This is a genomic window from Streptomyces sp. NPDC102406 (assembly GCF_044765725.1).
Classification (GTDB): Bacteria; Actinomycetota; Actinomycetes; order Streptomycetales; family Streptomycetaceae; genus Streptomyces.
Genome location: NZ_JBIWKP010000002.1, coordinates 401,902 through 415,121, shown reverse-complemented (window position 1 = coordinate 415,121; position 13,220 = coordinate 401,902). Strand labels below are relative to the sequence as shown.

Here is a 13,220-nt window from a genome sequence, read left to right as displayed (position 1 = left end):
GAGCGGCGGCCCGGACCCGGTTCACACGCCCGGATCGGGCTCGGCGGGGCCGGGGCGCAGTGCTCGCGCGGCTTCGAGCTGGGCCGCGAACGACAGTCCGAGGAACAGGGCGATGGAGGTGAGGTACGCCCACAGGAGCAGGGACATGAAGGCGCTGAGCGGCCCGTAGACGGTGTCGAAGGACCCGCTGACCGAGAGGTACAGACTCAGCCCCCAGGTCAGCAGCGACCACAGCACCAGATACAGGGCCGCCCCGAACGCCAGCCACGTGTAGCCGGGCTGGCGGCGGCGCGGTGAGCGCCGGAAGACGGTGCTCGCCGAGATCAGGGCCAGCGTCAGCCCGAGCGGCCAGCGCAGGACGTCCCAGACGGCGTCGGCCCCGTCACCGAGATGGTAGACGGAGACCGCCGCCGCTCCCAGATCGCGTCCGGCGACCATCATGACGAAGCCGAGGCCGAGCGGAAGCCCGGCACTGACGGCCATCACGAGCCCCCGCGCGTACTTCTTGAGGAAGGGGCGGTCGCGCTCGTTGCCGTAGATGCGGTTGGCGCCGCGCTCGACCTGGCACATGGCGGTGGTGATGTTGGACAGCGAGAACACCAGCGCGAACCAGAGCGCGATCTGGGTGCCCCCGTCCGCGGTCCGGCGGCTCCTGGCGAGCGCGTCGTCCACCACCGAGGCGCTCGGGCCCCGGGCGATCCGGTGGATGGCCACCTCCGCGAACCGTCCGATGCTCTCCGTGTGGAAGGTCGTCGACAGGCCCACGAAGACGATGGCGAGAGGGATCAGCGCCAGCACGGTCTGGAGCGCCAGGGCCCGGGCGTGGCTGAACCCGTCCGCGTAACGGAAGCGGACGAAGGAGTCGTGCAGCAGCTTGCGGCCCCCGTAGCGGCGCAGCGCCTCGAAAGCCTCGTCGCCGGAGAGTTCGTCGCCCCGCATGTCCCGGGTCTCGGGGACCTTGGTCGCCGTCCCCATCTACGCGCCCTCCTACGTCAGCAGGGAACGCACCCGTGTGCGTTCCGCGCACACCACTGCCCCCGAATGCGCCGCGCAATCGGGGGTCCGGTCCGAGCTACGGGAGCGGTGCCTCGGGCCTGGGCCGCTGGAGGCCCTTGAGGAGCAGGGCGATCAGGCGACGGGGGTCGTAGCGGGGGTCGTTGTCGCGTCCGATGCAGAGGTTGCCGATGCCGCGCATCAGCTCGTACGGCTGCGTGCCGGGGCTGATCTCGCCTGCCTCGACCGCGGCGTCGAGCAGGCGGGCGCAGACCGGCAGCAGGCGGTCGAGGAAGTAGGTGTGCAGCGCGGCGAAGCGGTCGCTGTCGGATTGCAGGGCGTCGGCGAGTCCGTGCTTGGTGACCAGGAAGTCGACGAAGAGGTCGACCCATCGGCGCAGCGCGTCGAGCGGGGAGTCGGCGTCGGCGAGCAGACGTGGACCGGCCTCGGCGCATGCCTCGATCTGGTGCCGGTAGACCGCCGTGACGAGATCCGCGCGGGTCGGGAAGTGGCGGTAGATCGTGCCCATGCCGACGCCCGCGCGGGTCGCGATCTGGCGGATGGGCGCGTCCACGCCCGAGGTCACGAACACCTCGGCGGCGGCCGTGAGCACCGTTTCCCGGTTGCGCTGGGCGTCGACCCGCTTGCTGCGGGGCGGCGTGCTCCCCGTGGGCCCTTCGGCGGACATGGCGTTCCCTCCTGAACCGCTTGACAAAGCGGAGCGGTGTTCCGGATAGTAGGCGGAGCAGCGTTCCGCTTCAGGTTAGCCGAAGCGGGACGCCCTTGATCTCCCGACCCCGCACGCCAGTACGACCGAACCGGCGTGCGCCAGGGACCGCAGAAGGGGACCCCCATCTCATGACCGCCTCCGCCGGCCTCGCCGACCACGCCTTCGGCTCACCCGCTCCCGTGCTGTCGTACACCCCGGTGGTGCTGCCCGTTCCGGGCCGACCGGTGGACCTCCGGATACGGGTCTCCGCGCCCGCGACCGGCACCGACCTTCCCGTCGTCCTTCTCTCCCACGGCCACGGCCCCTCCCACCACCTCTCCTCCCTCCACGGCTACGCACCGCTCGCCCACCACTGGGCCTCCCGCGGCTTCGTCGTCGTCCAGCCCACCCACCTGTCCTCCAGGACCCTGACCGACCTGGTCGCCGACGCCCCGGGCGGGCCCTTCTTCCTCACCTCCCGCGCCCAGGACATGACCCACATCCTCGACCGGTTCGACGCCGTCGAGAGCGCCGTGCCGCAGCTCGCCGGGCGCGTCGACCGCACCCGCGTCGCCGTCGCCGGGCACTCGCTCGGCGGATTCACCGCGAGCCTCCTGCTGGGCGCCGAGTTCACCGACCCCGACACAGGGGAGGTCGCACACCTCGCCGAGCCCCGTATCGCGGCAGGCGTGCTCCTTGCCGCACCCGGCAGGGGCGACGTCCTCAACGGGCCCATGGCCGACCAGTTGCCGGCCTTCCGGTCCATCGACTTCTCGTCCATGACCACGCCCGCGCTGGTCGTCGCCGGTGACAAGGACGACTCCCGGCACTTCACGGACATGGGCCCGCAGTGGCACGCGGACCCGTACACCCTCGCCCCCGCGCCCAAGACGCTGCTGACCCTCTTCGATGCCGAGCACGGCCTCGGCGGGATCGCCGGACACGACGCCGCCGAGACCACCGACGAGAACCCGGCGCGGGTCGCCGCGCTCGCACAGCTCAGCGCGGCCTACCTGCGCACGCGGCTGCGGCCCGGCGACGACGCCTGGCGAGCCGCGTGCGAAGCGCTGGCCGCCGACCCCGCCCCGGTGGGGCGCGTGGAGTCCAAGTAGCCCGCCCGCGCCTTACGACCGCCCTTCGCGGGCATGCGGTGTCCGTCGCGGACGCGCGGCGGACACCGGCGCGGCCCGGGAGGTGCAGGGGATGGGTGGGACGGAACAGGCGTTGATGGCGGTGGGCGGCCGAGCCCCCGACTTCGTGCCCGTATGGGTGCAGGTGCTGCTCGTGGTGGTGGCCTTCGGCGCGGCCGGTCTGGCCTGGCGCCGCCGGAACAGGGGCTGACCGGGCGGGCACGGAAGGCGCTCCGCACGTCCTGGGGCACCGCCGATCGCGTGCGTCGGCGCCCTCCCGGTCGCGGCGCCGGAAACGCGCGCCGCGACAGCGCTCATGTGCGATGCGAGGCTGGGTACTCGCGTCGCGGATCACGGGCGGAGCGCCGCTCGCGGTCCGCGACCCGCACGACGAGCGTTCAGGAAGGCGGTCCCTCACATGGCTCGCACCTCCCCGCCCGCCCCGCCGGTGGACGTACCGCGCCTCGGGGAGGTCCGGTTCGACGCGGGCAGCCGAGGTGCCCGCGTCACGGGCGGCTCGAACCACCGGCCGGCGAACCCGTCCCGTGCCGCCCGCCGGGCGCCTACCGCGGGCGTCGCGGCCCTCGCCGCGACCGCCACGGCCACCGCGGCCCGGGGAGCGCTGCGGCCATGACGCCGCCCGTAGCCGCCGCCCCCTTCCGAGCACGGGAAAGGTCCCTCCAGATCCAGCACACCCCACCGCGGGAGGCCCCCGACCCCTTGCCCCGACCGGCCGCGATCCGTTCCACCCGCACCACCGAGCGCGCACAGCCCCGTCGCGTGGCCTGACCGCAGGAGACCGCACCCGTGAGCACCACCTCTTCCTTCCCGGCCCACGCCCTGCACGACTACGCCCTCCTCGCCGACGGCGAGCGCGGCGCGCTGATCGGACCCGACGGCGCCCTGAACTGGATGTGCGCCCCGAGCTGGCACGACGACGCCGTCTTCGCCTCCCTCATCGACGGTGCGGGGGTCTACGCGGTGACGCCGAGCGGCCGGTGGGTGCCCGGTGGCCACTACGAACCCGGCACCCTGATCTGGCGCAGCCGATGGACCACCCACGACGGCGTCGCCGAGTGCCGCGACGCCCTCGCCTTCCCCGGCGAGGCCCACCGCCTGGTCCTGCTCCGCCAGGTGTACGCCGTGGAAGGGACCGCCCGGCTCCGCGTCGTACTGGACCCGCGCGCCGACTACGGCCGCGCCTCGCTCGCCTCCACCCACCGCGACGACCAGGGCGTGTGGCACCTGCGCACCGGACGCCACCGGCTGCGCTGGCAGGGCGCCCCGGCGGCGGCCGTCGGTGCCGAGGGCCTGACCACCGACCTCGTGCTGCGACCCGGCGAACGCCGCGACCTGGTCCTGGAGTGCTCCGACCAACCCCTGCCCGCCGAACCGCCGAGCGCCGAACGGGCCTGGGTCGCGACCGAGCAGGCCTGGCGCGCGGCGGTGCCCCCGCTCACCGGCACCGTCGCCACGTCGGACGCCCGCCGCGCCTGTGCCCTGCTGCGCGGCCTGACCACCCGCGACGGCGGCATGGTCGCCGCGGCCACCACCGGCCTGCCCGAACGCGCGGAGGCCGGACGCAACTACGACTACCGGTACGTGTGGATCCGCGACCAGAGCTACGCGGGACAGGCCGCGGCGAGCGCCGGTGCCCACGATCTGCTCGACGCCGCCGTCCGCTTCACCGGCGCGCGGCTGCTCGCCGACGGCCCGCACCTCACCCCGGCCTACACGGTGCACGGCGACCCCGTCCCGAGCCGGCGTGAACTCGATCTGGCCGGCTACCCGGGCGGCCACAGCTACGTCGGCAACCACGTACGCCGACAGTTCCAGCTCGACTGCTTCGGCGAGGCGCTGCTGCTGTTCGCCGCCGCCCAGCGCCACGACCGCCTCGACCCGGACGGGTGGAAGGCGGCCGAGATCGCGGTGCGGGCCGTCGCCGACCGGTGGCGGGAGCCCGACGCGGGGATCTGGGAGCTGGACGCCCGGCCCTGGACCCACAGCCGACTGGCCTGCGTCGCCGGGCTCCGCGCCCTCGCCGACGCCGCGCCGGGCCACCCGCTCGCCGCCACCTGCACCGGCCTCGCCGAGACGATCCTCGCCGCCACGACAGCCACCGGCCTGCACGCCGACGGCCACTGGCAGCGGGCCGCGGACGACCCCGCCGTCGACGCGGCCCTGCTCCTGCCGCCCGTGCGCGGCGCGCTGCCCGCCGACGACCCACGTACCGGAGCCACGCTCGCCGCCTGCCGCGACCGGCTCGCCCAGGACCACTTCATCTACCGGTTCCGCCATGACGAGCGGCCCCTCGAAGAGGCCGAGGGCGCCTTCCTCCTGTGCGGCTTCTTCATGGCGCTGGCCGAGCACCAGCAGGGCGACGAGGTCGAGGCCTACCGCTGGTTCGAACGCAACCGCGCCGCATGCGGCGCGTCGGGCCTGTACGCGGAGGAGTTCGACCTCGCCCAGCGCCAGCAGCGCGGCAACATCCCGCAGGCCTTCGTCCACGCCCTGCTGCTGGAGACCGCCTCCCGCCTCGCCCAAGACCCCCCGCGACACGGCGCACGCCGCCGAGCAAGGAGTTGACCCCGCCATGTCCCAGACCGTCGTCATCACCGGCGCCAGTGCCGGAATCGGCCGTGCCACCGCCCGCCTGTACGGCGGCCGAGGGGCCAATGTCGTCCTGATCGCCCGGGGCCGCGCCGGACTGGAGGCCGCGGCCGAGGACGTCGAGTCCCTGGGCGGACACCCCCTCGTCCAGGTCGCCGACACCGCGCGGGCGGACGAGGTCGAGGCAGCCGCCGAGGCCGCCGAGCAGGCCTTCGGGCCCATCGACGTGTGGATCAACTGTGCGTTCAGCAGTGTCTTCGCGCCGTTCGACGAGATCACCGCCGAGGAGTACGAGCGGGCCACCCAGGTGACCTACCTCGGTTTCGTCAACGGCACCCGCAGCGCCCTGAAGCGGATGCTGCCCCGGGACCGCGGCACGATCGTGCAGGTCGGCTCGGCGCTGGGGGAGCGGTCCGTGCCGCTGCAATCGGTGTACTGCGGGGCCAAGCACGCCATCAACGGCTTCACCTCCGCCCTGCGCACCGAACTGCTGCACCGGGGCAGCAACGTGCACGTCACCATCGCCCAGATGCCGGCCGTCAACACCCCGCAGTTCTCCTGGGTGACGTCCCGGCTGAGCAGGCACCCGCAGCCCGTCCCACCCATCTACCAGCCGGAGGTCGCGGCCCGGGGCATCGCGCACGCCGCGGACCACCCGCGCCGCAAGCAGTACTACGTGGGCGCCACCACGGTCGCGACCCTCTGGGCCAACCGGCTGGTCCCGGCGCTGCTCGACCGCTATCTGGCCCGCACCGGTGTCGACTCGCAGCAGACCGACCAGCGGCCACCGAGCGGCAAGAGCAACCTCTTCGAACCGGTCGACCGGACCGAGGAGGGCGTGCACGGCGCTCACGGCATCTTCGACGAGGCGTCGCACGGCCGGTCCTTCGAGGCCGCGCTGGCCCGCCACCCGGCGGCGGCCCTGTCGGCTGCGGTGCTCGGCGCGGCCACGGCGACGGCCTGGCTCGGCAGGCGGGCCCGCCGCTGAGACGAGTCGGTCGGCTCCGCCGGTCACGGGGATACGAGTCAGCGGAGCCGACCGTCGCCCGCGAGGGCGACACCCCGCATTGTTCCCGCGCCGGTCCCTCCCCACCAGGGCGCTTCGGCGGGGGAGGGGGCGCACGGTGCGGGACGTGTGCGGGGCGCTTTCGCCCGCGTCAGTCGCGGATGAGCAGGACGAGCGCGGCGATGACGACGGCGAGCACCACGGCGGCGACGCCGTAGCGGAGGCGGTGGGCGCGCAGGCCGGGCAGGAAGCGGTCCACGGCGATCCGGCCGGGGCCGGTGAGGGCGAGTCCGGCGGCGCCCGCGAGAAGCAGCAGTTCGTACTCGACACCGGCCGGGGCGAAGAAGCCGCCGCCCCACTTGACGGCCAGGGCGTTGATCATCGTGCCGAGGACGGCGGCCCCGGCGAGCGGCGTCAGCAGGCCGAGCACGAGCCCCAGTCCGCCGAAGGTCTCGCTGAGACCGGCGATGACCGCCATGGTCTTCCCGGAGGGGTATCCGCTCTGCGCGAAGAACTGGCCGGTGCCCTCGATGCCGCCGCCCCCGAACCAGCCGAACAGCTTCTGCGTGCCGTGCGCGGCGATCGTCAGCCCGAGCGCGAGCCGGAGGATCAGCAGCCCGACGTCGTAGGCGTGGGGTGACGCGTCGGCACGGGTGGGGGACGTGGTGGCGGCCGGGCTGGTCAGTCCGGTGGTCATGGGCACGGGTCCTTCCGACGGAGTAACTTGAAGTTTCAAGCGTGCGGATGAGCGTAGCCGATGCGTGAAAGTTGAACAACGCAGGGTGTGACTCCTGCCGGAAACCCGGAGACGGCCGATCCGGACGAACGGCCTAGCAGGGTCTGCGGGTTCCGCCGTACTCGGCAAGCCTTAGGACGTGGAGTTTCCCGTCGCTGTCGCGCTCGCCGAGTCCGTGTCCGCGCTGCCCACCGGCCCCGGCTGGTGGTACGAGCCCAAGTTCGACGGACACCGGCTCGTCATGTTCCGAACCGAGGAGACGGTGAAGTGCCAGGCCCGCTCGGGCCGCACGGTCACCGGCACCTGGAAGGACCTCGCCGTCGCCGCGCAGACCGCGCTGCGCCCCGGCACGGTCCTCGACGGCGAGGCCGTCGTCTGGGTGGACGGCCGTCTCGATCTCGCGGCGGCGGAGGCCCGCGGGAACTGCACCCCCCGCCGGGCGTCCGCGCTCGCGGCGGAGTACCCCGCGTACTACGCCGTGTGGGACTGCCTCGCCGTCGACGGTGTGGACCTGCGCGAGCGGCCCTACGTCGAACGGCGCGCGGCCCTCCTCGACGTCCTCGCCGACGCGGGGCCACCCATTCGGCCGGTTCCGGCGACGGAGGACGCGGAGGTGGCCCGGGTCTGGTTCGAACAGCTCCAGGCGCAGGGGATCCACGGCGTCGTCGCGAAAGGCGCCACGTCGCCGTACCGGCCGGACCGGGTCTGGCGGACAGCCAGGCACAGCGAGACCGTGCACGCCGAGGTCGTCGGCTACGTGGGGCCCGCGGTCCAGCCGCAGCGGGTCGCGGTGCGGCTGCCGGACGGGCGGCACCTGCTGTCGCAGACGATGATCGCCCCGGTCGCCGCGGAGATGGCCCGGCACCTCACGGAGGCGGGGCCGGGCCGACGGGCGCGTACGGACGGCGGCGAGGTGTACATCACCACCGGGGAGGGGCTGGTGGTGGAGGTCGTGGCCGGGACGGCGCGGCACACCACCGTGACGGTCGCCCGGGTGCGATGACGCGCCGCGCGGGGCGTCACCTCACACGGGCCGCCCCGTCGAGCGGTGCTCGTGGGCCGGGTAGACGCCGAGGACGCGTACCTCGGAGGAGAAGAAGCGCAGCTCCTGAAGCGCGAGCGCGACGCGCGGCTCGTCGGGGTGGCCCTCGATCTCGACGTAGAAGCAGCTCGGGTTGAGTCCGGCGCCCATCTGGTAGCTCTCGATCTTCGTGAGGTTCACCGCGCTGCTGGCGAAGCCGCCGAGCGCCTTGTAGAGCGCGCTCGGGATGTTCCGCACGGCGAAGAAGAGGCTCGTCATCGTGGGCCCCGCGTCGAGCGGCGCGAACGCGGCCTCCCGCGACAGGACCACGAACCGCGTGGTGTTGTCCGGGTCGTCCTCGACTCCGGCGCGCAGCACGTCGAGACCGTAGTGGGAGGCCGCGGCCGGCGGGGCGAGAGCGGCGTGCCGCGGGTCGCCCAGCTCGGCCACCTCGCGGGCGGCGCCGGCGGTGTCGTCGCTGACGAGCGTGCGCCAGCCGCCCTCGCGCAGGACTTTGCGGCACTGGCCGAGGGCGTGCACATGGCTGCGTACGCACTCCACCTGCTCCAGGGTCGTCCCGGGGACGCCCACCAGGTCGAAGTGGATGGCGAGGAAGTACTCGCCGATGACGAACAAGCCCGACTCGGGCAGGAGGTGATGGACGTCGGCGACCCTTCCGGCCGCGGAGTTGTCCACCGGGATGACCGCCAGGTCGGCGGCGCCGAGCGTCACGGCGTCCAGCGCCTGCTCGAAGTTGGAGCAGGGCAGTTCGGCACTTCCGGGGAACAGATGTTGGGTGGCGGCCGCCGAGTTGGAGCCGAATTCGCCCTGATAAGCGACGGTCGTCACTGTCAGACACCTTCCAGCCGGAGGTCCGGCCCGATCGGGTAACAAGACCACCACCGTAGACCGCCCGCGCCGCGGACCGGTGCCGCTGTCCACAAGGAGAGACATAATGCGGTACCGCTCGCGGCCGCGATGGTGTGTGATCCCTGCCATGACGACGATGCTGGACGTGGCGCGGGTGGACGAGCTGGACGGGATCGTGGGCGCGCTGCGCACGTGGCAGGACGACGCGGCGCCGAGGCAACTGCACCCGGGGGACCTGGGCTGGTACTGGCGGTTCGGCGCGGAGGCGACAGCCGCGGCGGTCCGGACGTGGAGCCGGGCCGGACGGACGCTCGCCGTCGGGCTGCTGGACGGGCCCGAGCTGTTGCGCCTGGCGTTCGCCCCGGGCGCCGAGCGGGACGAGGAACTGGCGCGGCGGCTGGTCGAGGACGTCACCCGTCCTGAGCGCGGCGTTCTGCCCGCGGGGACGGTGTCCGTCGACGCGCCGGACGGCGCGCTGGTCCAGGGGCTGCTGGCGGAGGCCGGATGGGAGCTCGGCGAGCTGTGGACGCCGCTGCGCCGCGACCTCGCGGAGCCGGTGGAGGACCCGGGGGTGCGGATCGAGGTGGCCGGGCCGCGGCAGGGGCCCGTACGCGCCGCCGTGCACCGGGCCGCGTTCGCCAGGCCGACGTTCACGGACGAACGCCGGAACGCGATGGCGGCGGGGTCGCCGTACGCCGACGCCCGTTGCCTGCTGGCGTACGACGCCCGGGGCGCGGCGGTGGCGGCGGTGACGGTGTGGTCCGCAGGGCGGGGCAGGCCCGGGCTGCTCGAACCGATGGGCGTGCACCCGGAACACCGCGGCCACGGCTACGGCAGGGCGATCACCGTCGCCGCCGCTGCCGCACTCCGCGCACTGGGCTCGTCGAGCGCCCTCGTCTGCACCCCGAGCGACAACGCCGCCGCCGTCGCCACCTACGCGTCGGCCGGGTTCCGGCGCCTTCCCGAGTTCCGGGACCGCTGCCGCGACGGCGACCTCACACATTCGGTGTGATCTGGTCCTCGCGGCGGTATGCGGTGAAGATCAGGGGGGACTCCGGAACCATGAGCGAGAACCATGACGGGCAGACCCGCGCGCACCAGCGGCCCGAAGGCGTCGACGACACGACGGTCGAGGCGCTCGGATCGGTGTCGAAGGCGCTGGAGACGGTGGAACGGGCGCGCGGCCACCTCTACTCCTTCCACCAGCTCACCGGCACCGCCGACCTCGAACTGGGCCGCGCCGTCGAGCTGCTGCGCGCCGCGGGCCACAAGGAGTGGGCGGAGCGGGTCGACCGTGAGCTCGTCGGCCGCAACGTACTGGAGGGCCGGTGGACGTTCCAGGTCGTGGAGGAGTACAACGCCGCCTTTTATGAGCCATACCGGAGCCTGGAGCGACAGATGCGCGACGACCTCGTCCGGGGGCGGGAGCACCTGTACGAGGCGGAGATGAAGGAAGCGCGCCGGACGAAAGGACACCCCGATCACAGCGCGCACCCCGCCGACGAGGCATGAGACCCGCGAGCGGACGGTGCGGAGGAGGGCGGTGCCCCGGGCCGCCGCCCTCCCGTCCCCAGCGATTATTTCCCGCCGTCTGTGCGGGAGTTGCGACGAAAGCGGGGCCGACCACGGCTACGGTATTCCCAGGCTCAACGCCGCATCCCCCCGTATGCGGCGTTGAGCCCTTTCACGAGGGCCCCCGGAGGTCAGGGGCGCCGCAGGGTGCGCTCCACCTCGTAGACGGCTGCCGAACTCCGCGCCCGGCCGCGGCAGGTCAGTTGGAGCAGCGGCGTGCGGTGAGACCGAACGTCGACGTCGAACGCCGGCGCTCCGGACGGCCGGCCCGCGACCCGGATCCGCCAGCGGTCCGCGGAGCGCGACGTCGCCTCGATGGTGTACGCGTGCCGCCCGGCCGGACCGAAACGCCGCAGGACCGCGGCGACGGCCGCCTGCTGGGGCGGGAAGAGATCGGTGTAGCCGCGCAGGTGGTCCGCGTGGACGCGATCGGCCAAGTGCTCCTCGACCACGGTGACGGACGACGGGGCGTCGAGATTGCCGTAGTAGACGCCGTCGGGCACGACCACCACGTTGGCGGCGAACCGGTCACCGCCCACATGTGTGCACTCCCACACCAGCCCCGGCCAGCGCTCGCTCAAGGCACGTCCCACGGGTCGGCCGCGCACGGCGCAGCAGGCGTCGTGCAGACCGTGGGCGCAGACGAGGACGACGGGCGGATGCCCCGGCTCCCCGGGGGCGCCGAGGGCCTCGGCGACCTGGGCCAGGTCCTCGGGGCGTCTCCAGGTGCCCCACCTCTGCCGGTGAGCGCCGTCTGCCTCGTGGTGCAGTACGGCCCAGCGCCCGGGGCCGTCGGAAACACGGCGGCCGTGACGCCTGATCAGCAGCACGCGGGCCCGCACCGCACGAGCCGCCTCGAAGACGAGCTCCTTGATCCCCGGTTCCAGGGGGAGGCCGTCGAACCCGTTGGACGGCCAGCCGCCCCGGTACTCGATGAGGACCCAGACGGTGCCGTACGGCGCGGTGCCCGCGAGCGCGTCGCCCCGCGCCCGGGCGGAGTCGGCGCAGAAGAAGCGTGCCGCCGCGGTCACCGGGGCCACGTCATCGGTCGGCGGGAACCAGTACGCCCGCGCGCAGGAGCCTGTCGGCCAGGTCGAGGCCCAGGCTGTCAGCGGTGTGGATCCGTCCGTCGAGCAGCCGGGCCACGGACGGCAGTTCGCTCTCCGCGACGTCGAACCGGCCCACCCGCGTGGACAGGCTCCCGTCCTCCAGCCGTGCCTCCAGCGCCTCCCGCAACCGCACCGGCGAGTCGGGGGCGAGGGCGTCGACGGCCGCGAGCTGGGCCAGCGGTCCGAGCGGCGCCGGACGGGCCTGGCACCGCCGGGCGCGGTGGAACAGCGGTGCGGGATCGGCCTCCGTGAGCGCGGCGACAAGACGTTCCCGGACGACGTCGAGCTCCGCGCCCGGCCCGTCGATGCCCAGCGGGAGCGAGCCGCGCATGTACGGATCGTCACGCAGCAGCGCGAGCGCGGCGCGGGTGAGCTGCTCCGCCAGCGCGTGACGCGTCCAGACGTGGACCCCGAGTGTCAGATGGACCGAGACGGCTCCCTGCGCCTGGGCGGCGTGCAGCCAGCCCCGCGGCAGGTAGAGGACGTCACCCGGTTCGAGCACGGTGTCGAGGTGGGCCCTGTCCCCGGCGGCCTCCGCCACCGCCGCACGGTGCCCGGTCCAGGGCTGGTCGCGCAGCGGGTCGGGGTGGACAGGCTCATGGACGGTCCAGCGCTTGGCGCCGGAGATCTGGAGGACGAACACGTCATGGACGTCGTAGTGGTCGTCGAAGCCGCGGTTCTGCGGGGGAGTGACGTACGCGTTGGCCTGTACCGGGTGCCCCAGCTCCGTGCCCAGCCGCGAGGTGAACTCCGCGATCGGCTCCCAGGTGCGCTGAAGGGCTTGCAGGACCAGCGTGGCGCCGTCGGCGAAGTTGCGCCACAGAGCCGTGTCGTCGAGCTGGTCGCGGACGGTCGCGCCGACTCCGCCGGACGAGGTGTACGACGACTCGGGGAGCGTGGAGCCGTCCTTGGCGACGCGCAGGAACGGCGTCCGCAGTCCGCGCCGCGAGATCAGCTCGTCCACGGCGGCCGGGGAGAACAGATCGGAGAAGTCACCGGCCCCGCGCGTGAGCAGCGGTGCCCGCGCCCACACGTCACGGGCGAACTCCTCCCGGTCCATGCCGATCAGGCGCGTCTCCAGGACACCGGCCCCGGTCCGGGGGCCGGTGTCCTGGAGGGCGGAGGGGGACGCGCTCAACGGCCGCTGCCGGACTCGTCGGCGCCGCCGTCCGCGCCGCCGTCGTGGACGCCGGGGGTTCCGGCCGCGCCGCCGTCCGCGGGGCCTTCGGCTCCGCCGTCCGCGCCGCCGTCGTGGACGCCCGGGGTTCCGGCCGCGCCGCCGTCCGCGGGGCCTTCGGCTCCGCCGTCCGCGCCGCCGTCGTGGACGCCCGGCGTACCGGCCGCGCCGCCGTCCGCCGGACCCTCGTGCTCGTTCGAGTCCTGCTCGGGGTTGGTCATGGTTCCTCCTGAGAAGCGAACACCGGGAGTGTGGGGGTGGCACCCTTGTGAACCCCCTCGATCCCT

At 73.8% G+C, this 13,220-nt stretch carries 15 protein-coding genes; 8 read left to right on the top strand and 7 right to left on the bottom strand.

Annotation, left to right across the window (positions count from 1 at the left end; all coding sequences use genetic code 11):
• Nucleotides 1-21: 21 nt before the first annotated feature.
• Entirely contained in the window at nt 22-975 is a 954-nt protein-coding gene (locus ACIRF8_RS10435) for a YihY/virulence factor BrkB family protein (RefSeq protein WP_404213046.1), read from the bottom strand.
• Nucleotides 976-1,072: 97 nt separating this feature from the next.
• Nucleotides 1,073-1,681 (bottom strand): TetR/AcrR family transcriptional regulator, encoded by a 609-nt coding sequence (locus ACIRF8_RS10430; RefSeq protein ID WP_404213044.1) that lies wholly within the window; start codon nt 1,679-1,681, stop codon nt 1,073-1,075.
• Between the two features lie 170 nt (nt 1,682-1,851).
• Between ACIRF8_RS10430 and ACIRF8_RS10425 the strand changes: the two genes are divergently transcribed.
• The 5 genes from ACIRF8_RS10425 (at nt 1,852) to ACIRF8_RS10405 (ending at nt 6,430) form a co-directional block, all read left to right on the top strand.
• Nucleotides 1,852-2,814, top strand: a complete 963-nt coding sequence (locus tag ACIRF8_RS10425) for an alpha/beta hydrolase family protein (protein WP_404213042.1) — start codon at nt 1,852-1,854, stop codon at nt 2,812-2,814.
• Between the two features lie 91 nt (nt 2,815-2,905).
• Entirely contained in the window at nt 2,906-3,043 is a 138-nt protein-coding gene (locus ACIRF8_RS10420) for a hypothetical protein (protein WP_404213040.1), read from the top strand.
• 207 nt (nt 3,044-3,250) lie between these two features.
• On the top strand, nt 3,251-3,466 hold the full coding sequence (locus ACIRF8_RS10415) for a hypothetical protein (protein WP_404213038.1): 216 nt from the start codon (nt 3,251-3,253) through the stop codon (nt 3,464-3,466).
• Between the two features lie 173 nt (nt 3,467-3,639).
• The gene (locus ACIRF8_RS10410; protein WP_404213036.1) at nt 3,640-5,418 is read left to right on the top strand and encodes a glycoside hydrolase family 15 protein; all 1,779 of its coding nucleotides are present in this window, start codon (nt 3,640-3,642) and stop codon (nt 5,416-5,418) included.
• Nucleotides 5,419-5,425: 7 nt separating this feature from the next.
• Nucleotides 5,426-6,430, top strand: a complete 1,005-nt coding sequence (locus ACIRF8_RS10405) for an SDR family oxidoreductase (RefSeq protein WP_404213034.1) — start codon at nt 5,426-5,428, stop codon at nt 6,428-6,430.
• A gap of 169 nt (nt 6,431-6,599) precedes the next feature.
• Here ACIRF8_RS10405 and ACIRF8_RS10400 read toward each other — a convergent pair whose 3' ends face one another.
• Nucleotides 6,600-7,145, bottom strand: coding sequence for a DoxX family protein (locus ACIRF8_RS10400; RefSeq protein WP_404213032.1), 546 nt, complete (start codon nt 7,143-7,145; stop codon nt 6,600-6,602).
• 178 nt (nt 7,146-7,323) lie between these two features.
• Here ACIRF8_RS10400 and ACIRF8_RS10395 point away from each other — a divergent pair, with 178 nt between their 5' ends.
• Nucleotides 7,324-8,187: a DNA ligase gene (locus ACIRF8_RS10395; protein WP_404213030.1), complete on the top strand. Its 864-nt coding sequence runs from the start codon at nt 7,324-7,326 to the stop codon at nt 8,185-8,187.
• 21 nt (nt 8,188-8,208) lie between these two features.
• Here ACIRF8_RS10395 and ACIRF8_RS10390 read toward each other — a convergent pair whose 3' ends face one another.
• Nucleotides 8,209-9,054 carry a prephenate dehydratase gene (locus tag ACIRF8_RS10390; RefSeq protein ID WP_404213028.1) on the bottom strand — a complete coding sequence of 282 codons (846 nt, stop codon included), beginning with the start codon at nt 9,052-9,054 and terminating at the stop codon, nt 8,209-8,211.
• Between the two features lie 148 nt (nt 9,055-9,202).
• On the opposite strand from ACIRF8_RS10390, the gene ACIRF8_RS10385 reads away from it, so the two are divergent.
• Both ACIRF8_RS10385 and ACIRF8_RS10380 read left to right on the top strand, forming a co-directional pair.
• The gene (locus tag ACIRF8_RS10385) at nt 9,203-10,087 is read left to right on the top strand and encodes a GNAT family N-acetyltransferase (RefSeq protein WP_404213026.1); all 885 of its coding nucleotides are present in this window, start codon (nt 9,203-9,205) and stop codon (nt 10,085-10,087) included.
• A gap of 50 nt (nt 10,088-10,137) precedes the next feature.
• On the top strand, nt 10,138-10,587 hold the full coding sequence (locus tag ACIRF8_RS10380; protein ID WP_404213024.1) for a hypothetical protein: 450 nt from the start codon (nt 10,138-10,140) through the stop codon (nt 10,585-10,587).
• A gap of 191 nt (nt 10,588-10,778) precedes the next feature.
• On the opposite strand, the gene ACIRF8_RS10375 is transcribed toward ACIRF8_RS10380, so the two are convergent.
• Genes ACIRF8_RS10375 through ACIRF8_RS10365 form a run of 3 tightly spaced genes read right to left on the bottom strand, consistent with a single transcriptional unit; the run spans nt 10,779 to nt 13,154 of the window.
• Nucleotides 10,779-11,678: a sucrase ferredoxin gene (locus tag ACIRF8_RS10375; RefSeq protein WP_404213022.1), complete on the bottom strand. Its 900-nt coding sequence runs from the start codon at nt 11,676-11,678 to the stop codon at nt 10,779-10,781.
• Between the two features lie 10 nt (nt 11,679-11,688).
• Entirely contained in the window at nt 11,689-12,894 is a 1,206-nt protein-coding gene (locus ACIRF8_RS10370; RefSeq protein WP_404213020.1) for a cupin domain-containing protein, read from the bottom strand.
• Nucleotides 12,891-13,154, bottom strand: a complete 264-nt coding sequence (locus tag ACIRF8_RS10365) for a BatC protein (RefSeq protein ID WP_404213018.1) — start codon at nt 13,152-13,154, stop codon at nt 12,891-12,893. The genes ACIRF8_RS10370 and ACIRF8_RS10365 overlap by 4 nt, the downstream gene beginning before the upstream one ends.
• Between the last annotated feature and the right edge of the window lie 66 nt (nt 13,155-13,220).